Source organism: Pseudomonas sp. TCU-HL1 (genome assembly GCF_001708505.1).
Lineage (GTDB): Bacteria > Pseudomonadota > Gammaproteobacteria > Pseudomonadales > Pseudomonadaceae > Metapseudomonas.
On the sequence record NZ_CP015992.1, the window covers coordinates 2,140,602 to 2,153,216 of the forward strand.

Here is a 12,615-nt window from a genome sequence, read left to right on the forward strand (position 1 = left end):
GCAATGATTCGCGTTCGAATCGCCTCGCTGTTTATCGTCCTCTGTTCTCTCTTCGTTGGTTACAGCCCCCTCGCAGCTGCTGCGAAGGTAGAGACAACTGCCGCTTCAAGTGCTGAAGCACAGGCTGGCAAGCTAAACATCAACGCAGCCGATGTGGTTGCTATCCAGGATCGGTTGATTGGTATTGGCGAAGCGAAAGCCAAGGCGATCGTCCAGTACCGCGAGGAGAACGGACCGTTCTCTTCGGTCGATGACCTGCTTGAGGTCAAGGGGATTGGTGTAAAGACGCTTGATAGGAATCGCGACAGGCTTAGCGTGGAGTAACCGCGCGATGTCAAAGAGCCGGCCACATTGGCCGGTTTTTTGTTCCGGGCGAGGTGAGGGTGTGCAGCGTAAGCGCTCCATAAATCCCGTCTTCCTTTGACGAGTTGCCGTGATCAGGATGTGCTAGTCGGCGGGCAGTTCCACGGCAGCAGGGCTTCGTAGTCTTCGACACTATTGGCGGTCGGCAGGCGCTCCAGCACATGGCGCAACCAGGCATAGGGTTCGTTCCCGTTGGCCTTGGCGGTTTCGATCAGGCTGTAGATCTGCGCGCTGGCTCTGGCGCCCTTGGGCGTGTCGCTGAACAGCCAGTTCTTGCGGCCGATCACGAAGGGACGGATGGCGTTCTCGGCACGGTTGTTGTCGATGGGCAGATGCCCGCCTTCGACATAGCGCACGAGCCTGCTCCAGTTGCTGGCCAGGTAGTTCACCGCCTTGCCCAGGGCATTCTGCGCGGCGACCTGTGGCTGGGTCTTGTCCAGCCAGGCCTTGAGCTGTTCCAGGATCGGCAGGCTGCGCTGCTGTCGTGCGGCGTGACGTTCCAGGTTGCCGCTGTCCTTGTGATCGCGCTCGATGCCGTACAGCTGGTTGATCAGGTTCAAGGCCATGTCGGCGCGCCCGATCTTGCCCTTGGGCTGCACCTTCTGTGCCTCGATGAATTTGCGTCGAGCGTGCCCAGCAAGCCAGGCGCTCGATGCCGTCTTGGTAAGCGCTCCATGAACCCCACCTTCAACTGAACGATCCGCTTGCGGATGCTGGGCTCCCGTTTTCCCAGTGGAGCCCCGTCATGATGCGTCCGGACGCCAAGGTCAAAGCCGTCTACCTCTATCCGAAACCCGTCGACTTCCGGAAGTCCATTGATGGTCTGGCGGCCTTGGTGGAGCTGGATATCAAGGTGGCCGTGTTCGACCCGGTGTTGTTCGTCTTCCTCAACAAAACACGCAACCGGGTGAAGATCCTCTATTGGGAACGCAATGGCTTTTGCCTGTGGCTCAAGCGCCTGCAGGCCGAGCGTTTCAAGACCAAGCCTGATGCTGAAGAGCCCATCGTGTTGACGGTGCGGGAACTGAATCAGTTGCTGGCAGGATTCGACCTCTGGGGGAACCAGCCACACAAGGTGCTGACCCCGCGTTTTGTGAGCTGAGTCGGTATAATCCGGCGCCATGAAATCTGGCGCAGACTCCCTTCCCGACGATCCCGTCCTGCTCAAGGCCTTGGTTCTGCAATTGCAGGAACAGGTTGCTCTGCTGCGCCACAAACTGTTCTCGCCAAAGTCCGAGCGTAGCCCCGAGGATGCCGACTCCCCTCAGTTGGCCATGTTCAACGAGGCTGAGGAGTTGCTCGAAGAACCTGCTGGCGGATCGGGTGAAGCCGAAGAAGTCGTCGCCCCAGTGAAGCGACGTGGCAAGCGCAAGCCCCTCCCGGCTGACTTGCCGCGCGTTGAAATCATCCATGAACTGCCCGAGCACGAGTTGACCTGTGCCTGCGGCGCCTGCAAGCAGGTGATCGGCGAGGAGACCAGCGAGCAATTGGAGATCATCCCGATGCAGGTACGGGTGATCCGCCATATCCGCAAAACCTACGCCTGCAAAGCCTGCGAAAGCGCTCCGGTCACGGCCGACAAGCCGGCCCAACTGATCGAGAAAAGTGTGGCCAGCCCTAGCGTGCTGGCCATGCTGCTGACCACCAAGTACGCCGATGGCATCCCGCTGTATCGCTTCGAGAGGATGCTCAGCCGCCACGGCCTCGACATCCCCCGCCAGACCCTGGCGCGCTGGGTGATCCAGTCTGGCGAGCAGTTGCAGCCCCTGCTCAACCTCATGCGCGACCAGTTGCTGGGCTACCCGGTGTTGCACTGCGACGAAACCCGGCTGCAGGTACTGCACGAACCCGGGCGCGATCCCACCGCGCAGTCCTGGATGTGGGTACAGAGCGGCGGCCCGCCGGAGAAACCCGTCGTCCTCTTCGACTACAGCACCAGCCGCGCGCAGGAGGTGCCGTTGCGCCTGCTCGCCGGCTATCGCGGCTACCTGATGACCGACGACTATGCCGGCTACAACGCCGTGGCCGCGCAAGACGGCATCGAGCGCCTGGCCTGCTGGGCTCACGCTCGACGCAAATTCATCGAGGCACAGACGGTGCAGCCCAAGGGCAAGATCGGGCGCGCCGACATGGCCTTGAACCTGATCAACCAGCTGTACGGCATCGAGCGCGATCACAAGGACAGCGGCAACCTGGAACGTCACGCCGCACGACAGCAGCGCAGCCGGCCCCTCCTGGAACAGCTCAAGGCCTGGCTGGACAAGACCCAGCCACAGGTCGCCGCGCAGAATGCCCTGGGCAAGGCGGTGAACTACCTGGCCAGCAACTGGAGCCGGCTCGTGCGCTATGTCGAAGGCGGGCATCTGCCCATCGACAACAACCGTGCCGAGAACGCCATCCGTCCTTTCGTGATCGGCCGCAAGAACTGGCTGTTCAGCGACACGCCCAAGGGCGCCACGGCCAGCGCGCAGCTCTACAGCCTGATCGAAACGGCCAAAGCCAACGGGCAAGAACCCTATGCCTGGCTGCGCCACGTCCTGGAGCGCCTGCCAACGGCCAACAGTGTCGAAGACTACGAAGCCCTGCTGCCGTGGAACTGCCCGCCGACTAGCACATCCTGATCGCGATACCCCGTCAAAGGAAGACGGGGTTTATGGAGCGGTTACCCGTCTTGCGCGGCCACGGCGTTGTAGTCGGCGTAGTCATCGGTCATCAGGTAGCCGCGATAGCCTGCGAGCAGGTGCAACGGTACTTCCTGCGCACGGCTGGTGCTGTAGTCGAAAAGGACGACAGGTTTCTCCGGCGGGCCGCCGCTTTGCACCCACATCCAGGACTGCGCCGTGGGATCTCGCCCGGGTTCATGCAATACCTGCAGCCGGGTTTCGTCGCAGTGCAACACCGGGTAGCCCAGCAATTGGTCGCGCATGAGGTTGAGCAGGGGCTGCAACTGCTCGCCAGACTGGATCACCCAGCGCGCCAGGGTCTGGCGGGGGAGGTCGAGGCCGTGGCGGCTGAGCATCCTCTCGAAGCGATACAGCGGGATGCCATCGGCGTACTTGGTGGTCAGCAGCATGGCCAGCACGCTAGGGCTGGCCACACTTTTCTCGATCAGTTGGGCCGGCTTGTCGGCCGTGACCGGAGCGCTTTCGCAGGCTTTGCAGGCGTAGGTTTTGCGGATATGGCGGATCACCCGTACCTGCATCGGGATGATCTCCAATTGCTCGCTGGTCTCCTCGCCGATCACCTGCTTGCAGGCGCCGCAGGCACAGGTCAACTCGTGCTCGGGCAGTTCATGGATGATTTCAACGCGCGGCAAGTCAGCCGGGAGGGGCTTGCGCTTGCCACGTCGTTTCACTGGGGCGACGACTTCTTCGGCTTCACCCGATCCGCCAGCAGGTTCTTCGAGCAACTCCTCAGCCTCGTTGAACATGGCCAACTGAGGGGAGTCGGCATCCTCGGGGCTACGCTCGGACTTTGGCGAGAACAGTTTGTGGCGCAGCAGAGCAACCTGTTCCTGCAATTGCAGAACCAAGGCCTTGAGCAGGACGGGATCGTCGGGAAGGGAGTCTGCGCCAGATTTCATGGCGCCGGATTATACCGACTCAGCTCACAAAACGCGGGGTCAGCACCTTGTGTGGCTGGTTCCCCCAGAGGTCGAATCCTGCCAGCAACTGATTCAGTTCCCGCACCGTCAACACGATGGGCTCTTCAGCATCAGGCTTGGTCTTGAAACGCTCGGCCTGCAGGCGCTTGAGCCACAGGCAAAAGCCATTGCGTTCCCAATAGAGGATCTTCACCCGGTTGCGTGTTTTGTTGAGGAAGACGAACAACACCGGGTCGAACACGGCCACCTTGATATCCAGCTCCACCAAGGCCGCCAGACCATCAATGGATTTCCGGAAGTCGACGGGTTTCGGATAGAGGTAGACGGCTTTGACCTTGGCGTCCGGACGCATCATGACGGGGCTCCACTGGGAAAACGGGAGCCCAGCATCCGCAAGCGGATCGTTCAGTTGAAGGTGGGGTTCATGGAGCGCTTACTGTGCAGCCGAGTAGCCAGGCTGGTGAGAGTCCCGCGCATAAAGAAAAAGCCCCAGGCATATACCGAGGGCTTCTAATTTGGCTCCGCGACCTGGACTCGAACCAGGGACCCAATGATTAACAGTCATTTGCTCTACCGACTGAGCTATCGCGGATCGGATTCGCGTATCTTACTGATTAGAAAGGAGAAGTCAAGCGTCTGCTTGAACTTCTCCTTTTACTTTTCAGAGCACCTGGGTGATGGCGCGGGTAATGCTTTCCAGGTTGCTGTTGTTCAGCGCGGCGACGCAGATGCGGCCAGTGCTGACGGCGTAGATGCCGAATTCGTTCTTGAGGCGTTCAACCTGCTCGGCGGTGAGGCCGGAGTAGGAGAACATGCCGCGCTGGCGGGCCACGAAGCTGAAGTCGCGTTTGGCACCCTGCGCAGCCAGTTGTTCAACCATAGCCAGGCGCATGCCGCGGATGCGAGTGCGCATTTCGCCCAGCTCCGCTTCCCACATGGCGCGCAGTTCCGGGCTGTTCAACACGGATGCAACCACCGTGGCACCGTGGGTGGGTGGGTTGGAGTAGTTGGTACGAATCACGCGCTTGACCTGCGACAGCACGCGGCCGGCTTCTTCCTTGGAGCTGGTCACCACGGACAGGGCGCCAACGCGCTCGCCGTAGAGGGAGAACGACTTGGAGAAGGAACTGGATACGAAGAACTGCAGGCCGGATTCGGCGAACAGGCGCACTGCGAAGGCGTCTTCGTCGATACCGGCGCCGAAGCCCTGGTAGGCGATGTCGAGGAACGGAACATGTTCGCGCTCGCGCAGGACTTCCAGGACGGCTTTCCAGTCTTCCAGTTCAAGGTCCACGCCAGTCGGGTTGTGGCAGCAGGCGTGCAGTACCACGATGGAGCGAGCGGGCAGGGCCTTCAGGTCTTCCAGGAGGCCGGCACGATTCACGCCGTTGGTGGCTGCATCGTAGTAGCGGTAGTTCTGTACCGGGAAACCGGCGGCTTCGAACAGGGCGCGGTGGTTCTCCCAGCTGGGATCGCTGATCGCTACGACGGCGTTGGGCAGCAGGCGCTTCAGGAAGTCGGCGCCGGTCTTCAGCGCGCCGGTGCCGCCCACGGCTTGGGTGGTAACTACGCGGCCTTGGGCCAGGAGTTCGGAGTTTGCACCAAACAGCAGCTTCTGCACGGCCTGATCATAGGCGGCGATGCCTTCGATCGGGAGATAGCCGCGCGGAGCGTGCGCTTCGATGCGGGCCTTTTCCGCTTCAGCTACAGCACGCAGGAGCGGGATGCGGCCCTCCTCGTTGTAGTAGACGCCCACGCCAAGGTTGACCTTGTTGGCACGGGTATCGGCGTTGAACGCTTCGTTGAGGCCCAGGATTGGGTCGCGCGGAGCCATTTCGACGGCAGAAAACAGACTCATGATGCGGCAGCTCGGAGGAGGAAGGTGAGGGTGGGATGCAACCCCGAACGATGTGCGCTAGGGGTTGCGCAATCGGGCCGGTATTATAGCGGCCCAGGCCGCTTGCGGCGACATCGCGCGCAAGCTTTCCGCCAGGTATGACGCCTGTTCTGCGCAGATGTCACATCCAACGTCGAGGTCAGCATGTCGGAGTTCCAGCTTGTCACCCGTTTCAAGCCCGCCGGCGACCAGCCGGAGGCCATTCGCCAGATGGTGGAAGGGCTCGAAGCCGGCCTTTCGCACCAGACGCTGCTGGGTGTGACGGGGTCGGGGAAGACATTCAGTATCGCCAACGTCATTTCCCAGGTGCAGCGCCCGACGCTGGTCCTGGCGCCTAACAAGACATTGGCTGCGCAGCTCTATGGAGAGTTCCGGGCGTTCTTTCCGAACAATTCGGTCGAGTACTTCGTGTCGTACTACGACTATTACCAGCCGGAAGCCTACGTCCCTTCGTCCGACACCTACATCGAGAAGGATGCTTCGATCAACGACCACATCGAGCAGATGCGCCTCTCCGCGACCAAGGCCTTGCTCGAACGGCCGGATGCCATCATCGTCGCCACTGTTTCTTCTATCTATGGCCTGGGTGACCCGGCGTCGTACCTGCGAATGGTCCTTCACATCGATCGGGGTGACCGAATCGACCAACGAACCTTGCTGCGTCGCCTGGCGGAGTTGCAGTACACCCGTAATGACATGGATTTCGCCCGCGCCACCTTCCGGGTTCGCGGTGATGTGATCGATATCTTCCCAGCGGAATCCGACCTTGAGGCGATTCGTGTCGAGTTGTTCGATGATGAGGTCGAGAGCCTGGCTGCCTTCGACCCGCTTACCGGGGAGGTTATCCGTAAGCTGCCGCGATTCACCTTCTACCCCAAGAGCCACTATGTGACGCCGCGCGAGGTGCTGTTGGAGGCGGTCGACCATATAAAGGCAGAGTTGAAAGAACGCCTGGAGCAGTTACGGGGTGCCAACAAGCTGGTTGAGGCGCAGCGCCTGGAACAGCGCACGCGTTTCGATCTCGAGATGATCCTGGAACTGGGTTACTGCAACGGCATCGAGAACTACTCTCGCTACCTCTCGGGGCGTGCCCCTGGTGAGCCGCCACCCACCCTCTACGATTACCTGCCGGGCAATGCCTTGCTGGTCATCGATGAATCCCACGTCACGGTCCCGCAGGTTGGCGCCATGTTCAAGGGCGACCGCTCGCGGAAGGAAACCCTGGTGGAATACGGTTTTCGCCTGCCATCGGCGCTGGACAACCGACCGCTGCGGTTCGACGAGTGGGAGGCGATCAGCCCGCAGGCCATCTTCGTCTCGGCGACGCCAGGGCCCTACGAGGGCGAGCATGCCGGGCGCGTGGTCGAGCAGGTCGTGCGCCCGACCGGGCTGGTGGATCCGGAAGTTGAAGTGCGCCCGGCAACCACTCAGGTGGATGATCTGCTTTCCGAGATTCGCAAGCGTGTGGCCGTCGAGGAGCGGGTGCTGGTCACGACCCTGACCAAGCGCATGGCGGAGGATCTGACCGACTATCTCGCCGATCACGATGTGAAAGTGCGTTACCTGCACTCCGACATCGACACCGTGGAGCGCGTGGAAATTATCCGCGACCTGCGGATCGGCGCCTTCGATGTACTGGTGGGCATCAACCTGCTTCGCGAAGGCCTGGATATGCCGGAGGTAGCTCTGGTCGCGATCCTGGATGCGGACAAGGAAGGCTTCCTGCGTTCGGAGCGCTCGCTGATCCAGACCATTGGTCGTGCTGCGCGAAACCTCAATGGCAGGGCAATCCTCTACGCCGACAAGGTCACCGGCTCGATGCAGCGGGCCCTCGATGAGACCGAGCGGCGGCGAATCAAGCAGGTGGCTTTCAACGAGGTCCACGGCATCGTGCCGAAAGGTGTGAAGAAGGACATTCAGGACATTCTCGAAGGCGCCACGGTGCCGGGCTCGCGCAGCAACAAGCGCAAGGCCATGGCCAAGGCGGCGGAGGAGAGTGCCCGTTACGAGGCGGAGTTGCGTTCGCCGAGCGAAATCACCAAGCGCATTCGCCAGATGGAAGAGAGGATGTTCCAGCTGGCCCGCGATCTGGAGTTCGAAGCGGCGGCGCAGTTGCGCGATGAGATCCAGAAATTGCGTGAGCGCTTGCTCAAGGTCTGATGGAGGAGGGGTGTCCTTTTTCTGAGTCAGCGGCGGCCGAAAATGATCATTACCACACCTGCCAGGGTGGCCAGGCAGGCAAGCAGGGTGGCGAAGTCCAGGCGCTCACCAAGGGTCAGGAAGCCCAGCAGCAAGGCCACCACCGGGTTCACGAAGGCGAAGGTCGACACCAGGCTTGGCTTCACCTCCCGCAGGAGCCAGAAGTACGCGGGGTAGACCCCCAGGCTGACCGGGATTACCAGGTAAGCCATCCAGAGCCAGGCGTCCAGGCTGACGCTGCCCAGCGCCACGCCATGCCAGTCTCCGCGCCAGAGGCCGAAGATCGCGAGTATTGCTGTGCCTGTGAGCATCTGCAGGCTGAGACCCATCCAGCTCGAACGGAACGGCGGTCGCTTGCGCAGCAGCCAGGCGCCGACGGCCCAAAGCAGCGTGGCTGTGACCACCAGGCCGCCAGCGAACCACTGCTGGAAGCCGGCTTCCGGTCCGAGCCCGCTGCCCATCAGCATCACGATGCCGCCGCTGGCCAGGGCCAGGCCGCAGAGCACCCAGAGCGGCGGGCGGCGGTCCAGCAGCCACTCCAGGGCCACGCTCCAGAGGGGCAGGGTGGTATAGAGCATCGCCAGCATGCCGGTGGGCAGGAACTGGTTGGCGTAGATGAGTGCGCCCTGGCCAACGGCGATCAGCAATATGCCACCTACCAGGGCCCCTCCCAGGTCGCTGCGTTGAACCTGTGCCTTGCCGCTGGCCAGCACCCAGCCCAACGCCAGCAGGCCGGCAAAGAGAAAGCGCAAGGTGCCGATGACGAAGGGCGGTAGTTCGCGCAGGAGGAAATGGTTGGCGAGGTAAGTGGTGCCCCAGCCGATGTAAATCATGGCGAAGGCACCGATCAGGAGAAGGGTGCGGCGAGATGAAGCGTGGGAAGACATGTACAGCCTGAAGCGCAGCGCGCCGGTTGCCCGGCGCGGGATTAGTGGGCGGCGGCGCTCGTGTCGCCAGCGGTGCCAGAGGGCAGGGCGCGGGTCATCAGCACGGCTAGCATGCTGACGCCGAGGGCGATGCCGATAAAGTGGAAGGCATCATTGTAGGCCATGATGCTGGCCTGCTGGTGTGCGATTTCGCTGAGCTTGCCGAGTGCCGCTTGCTCGCTGCCGAGTTTCTCTGTCAGCAGTGCCAGGCGTTCGGCGACCTGCGGATTGCTCGGGACGAGGGCTTCGCGCAGGTAGTCGAAGTAGACCTTGGCGCGGGCATCCAGCAGGGTCGCGAGTAGCGCGATGCCGATGGCACCGCCCAGGTTGCGCAGGATGTTGAACAGGCTGGAGGCAGAGCCGGCGTCTTGGGGCAGGATGTAGGCGGTGGCGATCAGCGACACGGTCACCATCACCAGGGGTTGGCCCAGGGCGCGGATGATCTGGATCTGATTGAACTGCGGCCCGGCGAAGTCTGGGTTGAGCACGCCAGAAGCGAAGCTGGCGTAACCGAACAGGCCAAATCCCAGCGCGCAGAGGAATTTGGGTGGGATCACCTTCATCAGCTTGGGCACCAGCGGGATCAGGAAGAGCTGGGGAACCCCCATCCACATGATCACTTCGCCAATCTGCAGTGCGTTGTAACCCTGGATTTGCGCGAGGTAGAGCGGTAGCACGTAGATGGAGCCGTAGAGGCCCATGCCCAGGCCGACGCTGGAGATACTCGAAAGGCCGAAGTTGCGGTTCTTCAGGATGCCCAGGTTGATCAGCGGGTTGGGGCGCGACACCTGGAGGATCACGAAGAGGACCAGGCTGACCAGGGCCACGCTGCCCAGGCCGACGATCAGTTGCGACTCCAGCCAGTCCTTGCGGTGTCCTTCTTCGAGAAAGACCTGCAGGCAACCCAGGCCGACGCCAAGGGTCACGATGCCGGCGTAGTCGGTACGCTTGAGCAGTTCCCAGTGAGGGGCTTTCTTTTCCAGCCCGTAGAGCAGGCCGGCGATCATCAGGAGGCCGGGCGGCACGTTGATATAGAAGATGTATTCCCAGCCGAAGTTCTCCGTCAGCCAGCCGCCCAGGGTTGGGCCGATGGAGGGGGCGAAGGTGGCGGTGATGGCGAATAGCGCCATGCCCTTTGCGCGGTGATGCTCGGGCAATTTGATCAGGGTCAGGGTGAAGGCCAGGGGGATCAGCGCGCCGCCCGTGAATCCTTGCAAGGCGCGAAACACGATCATGCTTTCCAGGCTCCAGGCCAGGGAACAGAGCAGGGACGAGAGTAGGAAGCCGATGGATACCCAGACTGCCAGGCGTCGCGCCGAAAGTAGCTGCACCAGCCACGCGGTGAGGGGAATCATGATGATTTCCGCCACGAGGTAGGAGGTGGATATCCACGAACCTTCTTCCAGGGTCGCGGAGAGTGCGCCCTGGATGTCCTTGAGCGACGAGTTGGTGATCTGGATGTCCAGTACCGCCATGAAGGCGCCGAGCATGGCGCTCATGACCGCGATCCAGTCGCGGCGGGTCGGTTCGCCGATGGGGCGAACCAGGGCATCACCCGCCATGGTTTTCGGCCTTCAGGTGCACCTTGACCAAAACGGACATGCCGGGGCGGATACGGCCCTTGAGCGGATTGTCGGCGGCGAAGGTCAGCTTCACCGGAATGCGCTGGACCACCTTGGTGAAGTTGCCGGTCGCGTTGTCCGGCGGTAACAGGCTGAACTGCGCGCCTGAGGCGGCGAACAGGCTTTCCACGCGGGCTTCGACCGGGCTGTCCGGGAAGCTGTCGAATACCAGTTCGGCTGTTTGGCCGGGCTCCATGTGCTCGATCTGGGTTTCCTTGAAGTTGGCCTGGACCCAGATGTCCGCATCCGGCACCAGCGACAGCAGGTGGGCGCCCACCTGCACGTACTGGCCGTTGCGCGCGGCGCGCTGGCCGACACGGCCGTCCACGGGCGAGCGAATTTCGGTGCGGCTAAGGTTCAGCTCGGCTTGTGCCACGTCGGCGCGGGCGTTGGCGATCTGGGCCTCCAGGCGTTTGATTTCGGCGTTCAGCGCGTTGATCTGCTGGCGCTGAGCCTTGAGGTCCGCTTCAGCCTTGGCCACCTGGGAGCGGGCTACGCGAGAGTCTGCAGAGAGGGTGGTGACGCGTTCCTCGGAGATGTACCCCGGCTTGCGCAGGGTCTGGGCGCGGGACAGGTCGATCTGGGTGCGGCCCAAGGTGGCCTGACTGGCGGCCACATCCGCCTGGCTGGCGGCGATGAGGCTGGATTGCTGGGACAGCTTGCTCTGGGCCTGGGCCAGCTCTGCCTCGCGGGTGGCGAGTTGGGCGCGGGCGCGCTCCAGGGCCAGCTTGAAATCGTCGGCTTCCAAGCGAACCAGCAGGTCACCTTTCTTCACCTGCTGGTTGTCGCTGACCAGCACGTCCTCTATTCGTGCGCCCAACTGGCTCGAGACGCGTGTGATCTCGCCTTGTACGTATGCGTTGTCGGTGGTTTCGACGAAGCGGCCGATCAGTAGCCAGTGAACGAAGAAACCGGCGGCGACCAGTGCTACCAGGGCAATGAAAGTGAACAGGCGGCGTTGCAATTTGGCAGGCATGGCAAACGTGGCTCGAAGTCTTTGCAGAATGTTGCGAATCTAGCAGTGTTCCGTGCTCGCAAATAGCCGGTACAATTCAGAAACTTTGTTGCTTATAGGGAACAATAATGGGGCTGGATGATGCGCTGATCTTCACCCGCGTAGTCGAGTGCCACAGCTTCACCCAGGCGGCTCAAACCCTGGGTATGCAGAAGTCGACGGTCAGCCGGCGCATCGCTCTTCTGGAGGAGCGGCTCGGGGTGCGCCTGCTCAATCGCACCACGCGCAAGCTTCGCCTGACTGAGGTGGGGTTGGCCTATTACGAGCGCTGCCGGCAGATCATGCTGGACTTCGCCGAGGCCGAGCAGGCGGTGATGCAATTACAGCAGGAGCCCTCGGGCCTGCTGCGGGTCACGGCGCCCATCGAGTTCGGCCAGTTGTTCCTTGGTCGGGTACTGGGTAGTTTCATGCGTCAGTACCCGCTGATCACGGCCGAGGTGGAGATCACCTCTCGCAACGTCGACCCGCTGGAAGAGGGCGTGGACATCGCCATCGTGGTCGGCCAACCGCAGGACTCGACCCTGATCGCGCGCAAATTGTTCGAGAATGGCCGGCGTCTGTGCGCCAGTCCGGCGTACCTCGCCGCCCACGGAGCGCCACGCGAGGTGTCCGACCTGTCGCGCCACCGCGCGGTGTTGCTGCCCCAGGATTCGCCGCGCCACTGGCCGTTGCTCGGCGAGAGCGTGCCCTGCCAGTGGGTCGTACAGTGCAACAACATCACCTTTGCCCGTGAGGTGGTCATCGGCGGGGCAGGGATTGCCTCACTGCCACTGATGATCACCGAGGACGCTGTGCGCAGTGGCGAGCTGATCGAGTTGCTGCCAGAGGCCCGTTTGCCGAGTGGCGAGATCTATGCGGTCTACCCGTCACGGCGATTTCAGGCGATGAAGGTCAAGGCTTTCCTCGATTTCCTGATGCGCAGCCTGCCGGTCAGCGAAGGACAGTTGCTGGAGCCCTCGGCGGCCAGCCTGATAAGATCGCGCCTTTGA

At 62.2% G+C, this 12,615-nt stretch carries 10 protein-coding genes, 1 tRNA gene and 2 pseudogenes; 5 read left to right on the plus strand and 8 right to left on the minus strand.

Features of this window, described 5'->3' with window-relative positions; all coding sequences use genetic code 11:
• Positions 1-3: 3 nt before the first annotated feature.
• Positions 4-324, plus strand: coding sequence for a ComEA family DNA-binding protein (locus THL1_RS09870; protein ID WP_069083111.1), 321 nt, complete (start codon positions 4-6; stop codon positions 322-324).
• 113 nt (positions 325-437) lie between these two features.
• Here THL1_RS09870 and tnpC (THL1_RS09875) read toward each other — a convergent pair.
• Positions 438-1,032, minus strand: a pseudogene (gene tnpC / locus THL1_RS09875) (IS66 family transposase); the annotation flags it as partial.
• Between the two features lie 76 nt (positions 1,033-1,108).
• Here tnpC (THL1_RS09875) and tnpB (THL1_RS09880) point away from each other — a divergent pair.
• Positions 1,109-1,465, plus strand: coding sequence for an IS66 family insertion sequence element accessory protein TnpB (gene tnpB / locus THL1_RS09880; protein WP_003449170.1), 357 nt, complete (start codon positions 1,109-1,111; stop codon positions 1,463-1,465).
• Positions 1,466-1,484: 19 nt separating this feature from the next.
• Positions 1,485-2,984 carry an IS66 family transposase gene (gene tnpC / locus THL1_RS09885; protein WP_083245827.1) on the plus strand — a complete coding sequence of 500 codons (1,500 nt, stop codon included), beginning with the start codon at positions 1,485-1,487 and terminating at the stop codon, positions 2,982-2,984.
• Between the two features lie 44 nt (positions 2,985-3,028).
• Here the strand turns inward: tnpC (THL1_RS09885) and tnpC (THL1_RS09890) are convergent.
• The 4 genes and pseudogenes from tnpC (THL1_RS09890) to THL1_RS09905 form a co-directional block, all read right to left on the minus strand.
• Positions 3,029-3,946, minus strand: a pseudogene (gene tnpC, locus THL1_RS09890) (IS66 family transposase); the annotation flags it as partial.
• A gap of 19 nt (positions 3,947-3,965) precedes the next feature.
• The gene (tnpB, locus tag THL1_RS09895; RefSeq protein WP_003449170.1) at positions 3,966-4,322 is read right to left on the minus strand and encodes an IS66 family insertion sequence element accessory protein TnpB; all 357 of its coding nucleotides are present in this window, start codon (positions 4,320-4,322) and stop codon (positions 3,966-3,968) included.
• 161 nt (positions 4,323-4,483) lie between these two features.
• A tRNA-Asn gene (locus THL1_RS09900) sits at positions 4,484-4,559 on the minus strand.
• A gap of 69 nt (positions 4,560-4,628) precedes the next feature.
• Positions 4,629-5,825 carry an amino acid aminotransferase gene (locus tag THL1_RS09905; protein ID WP_069083112.1) on the minus strand — a complete coding sequence of 399 codons (1,197 nt, stop codon included), beginning with the start codon at positions 5,823-5,825 and terminating at the stop codon, positions 4,629-4,631.
• Between the two features lie 183 nt (positions 5,826-6,008).
• On the opposite strand from THL1_RS09905, the gene uvrB reads away from it, so the two are divergent.
• On the plus strand, positions 6,009-8,024 hold the full coding sequence (gene uvrB / locus THL1_RS09910; protein ID WP_069083113.1) for an excinuclease ABC subunit UvrB: 2,016 nt from the start codon (positions 6,009-6,011) through the stop codon (positions 8,022-8,024).
• Positions 8,025-8,050: 26 nt separating this feature from the next.
• Here uvrB and THL1_RS09915 read toward each other — a convergent pair whose 3' ends face one another.
• The 3 genes from THL1_RS09915 to THL1_RS09925 form a co-directional block, all read right to left on the minus strand.
• Positions 8,051-8,896, minus strand: a complete 846-nt coding sequence (locus tag THL1_RS09915) for an EamA family transporter (RefSeq protein ID WP_237234784.1) — start codon at positions 8,894-8,896, stop codon at positions 8,051-8,053.
• Positions 8,897-8,991: 95 nt separating this feature from the next.
• The gene (locus THL1_RS09920) at positions 8,992-10,551 is read right to left on the minus strand and encodes an MDR family MFS transporter (protein ID WP_069083115.1); all 1,560 of its coding nucleotides are present in this window, start codon (positions 10,549-10,551) and stop codon (positions 8,992-8,994) included.
• A complete protein-coding gene (locus THL1_RS09925) occupies positions 10,541-11,587 on the minus strand; it encodes an HlyD family secretion protein (protein WP_069083116.1) in 1,047 nt (348 codons plus the stop codon). Before THL1_RS09925 ends, THL1_RS09920 begins: the two co-directional genes overlap by 11 nt.
• Before the next feature lie 107 nt (positions 11,588-11,694).
• Here THL1_RS09925 and THL1_RS09930 point away from each other — a divergent pair, with 107 nt between their 5' ends.
• Positions 11,695-12,615, plus strand: a complete 921-nt coding sequence (locus THL1_RS09930) for a LysR family transcriptional regulator (protein ID WP_069083117.1) — start codon at positions 11,695-11,697, stop codon at positions 12,613-12,615.

Excerpts from the sequence above, each read along its gene's own strand:
- tnpB (WP_003449170.1), bottom strand. The coding sequence starts at position 4,322 with ATGATGCGTCCGGACGCCAAGGTCAAAGCCGTCTACCTCTATCCGAAA.
- THL1_RS09925 (WP_069083116.1), bottom strand. The coding sequence starts at position 11,587 with ATGCCTGCCAAATTGCAACGCCGCCTGTTCACTTTCATTGCCCTGGTA.
- THL1_RS09915 (WP_237234784.1), bottom strand. The coding sequence starts at position 8,896 with ATGATTTACATCGGCTGGGGCACCACTTACCTCGCCAACCATTTCCTC.
- tnpB (WP_003449170.1), top strand. The coding sequence starts at position 1,109 with ATGATGCGTCCGGACGCCAAGGTCAAAGCCGTCTACCTCTATCCGAAA.
- uvrB (WP_069083113.1), top strand. The coding sequence starts at position 6,009 with ATGTCGGAGTTCCAGCTTGTCACCCGTTTCAAGCCCGCCGGCGACCAG.
- tnpC (WP_083245827.1), top strand. The coding sequence starts at position 1,485 with ATGAAATCTGGCGCAGACTCCCTTCCCGACGATCCCGTCCTGCTCAAG.
- THL1_RS09905 (WP_069083112.1), bottom strand. The coding sequence starts at position 5,825 with ATGAGTCTGTTTTCTGCCGTCGAAATGGCTCCGCGCGACCCAATCCTG.
- THL1_RS09930 (WP_069083117.1), top strand. The coding sequence starts at position 11,695 with ATGGGGCTGGATGATGCGCTGATCTTCACCCGCGTAGTCGAGTGCCAC.
- THL1_RS09870 (WP_069083111.1), top strand. The coding sequence starts at position 4 with ATGATTCGCGTTCGAATCGCCTCGCTGTTTATCGTCCTCTGTTCTCTC.
- THL1_RS09920 (WP_069083115.1), bottom strand. The coding sequence starts at position 10,551 with ATGGCGGGTGATGCCCTGGTTCGCCCCATCGGCGAACCGACCCGCCGC.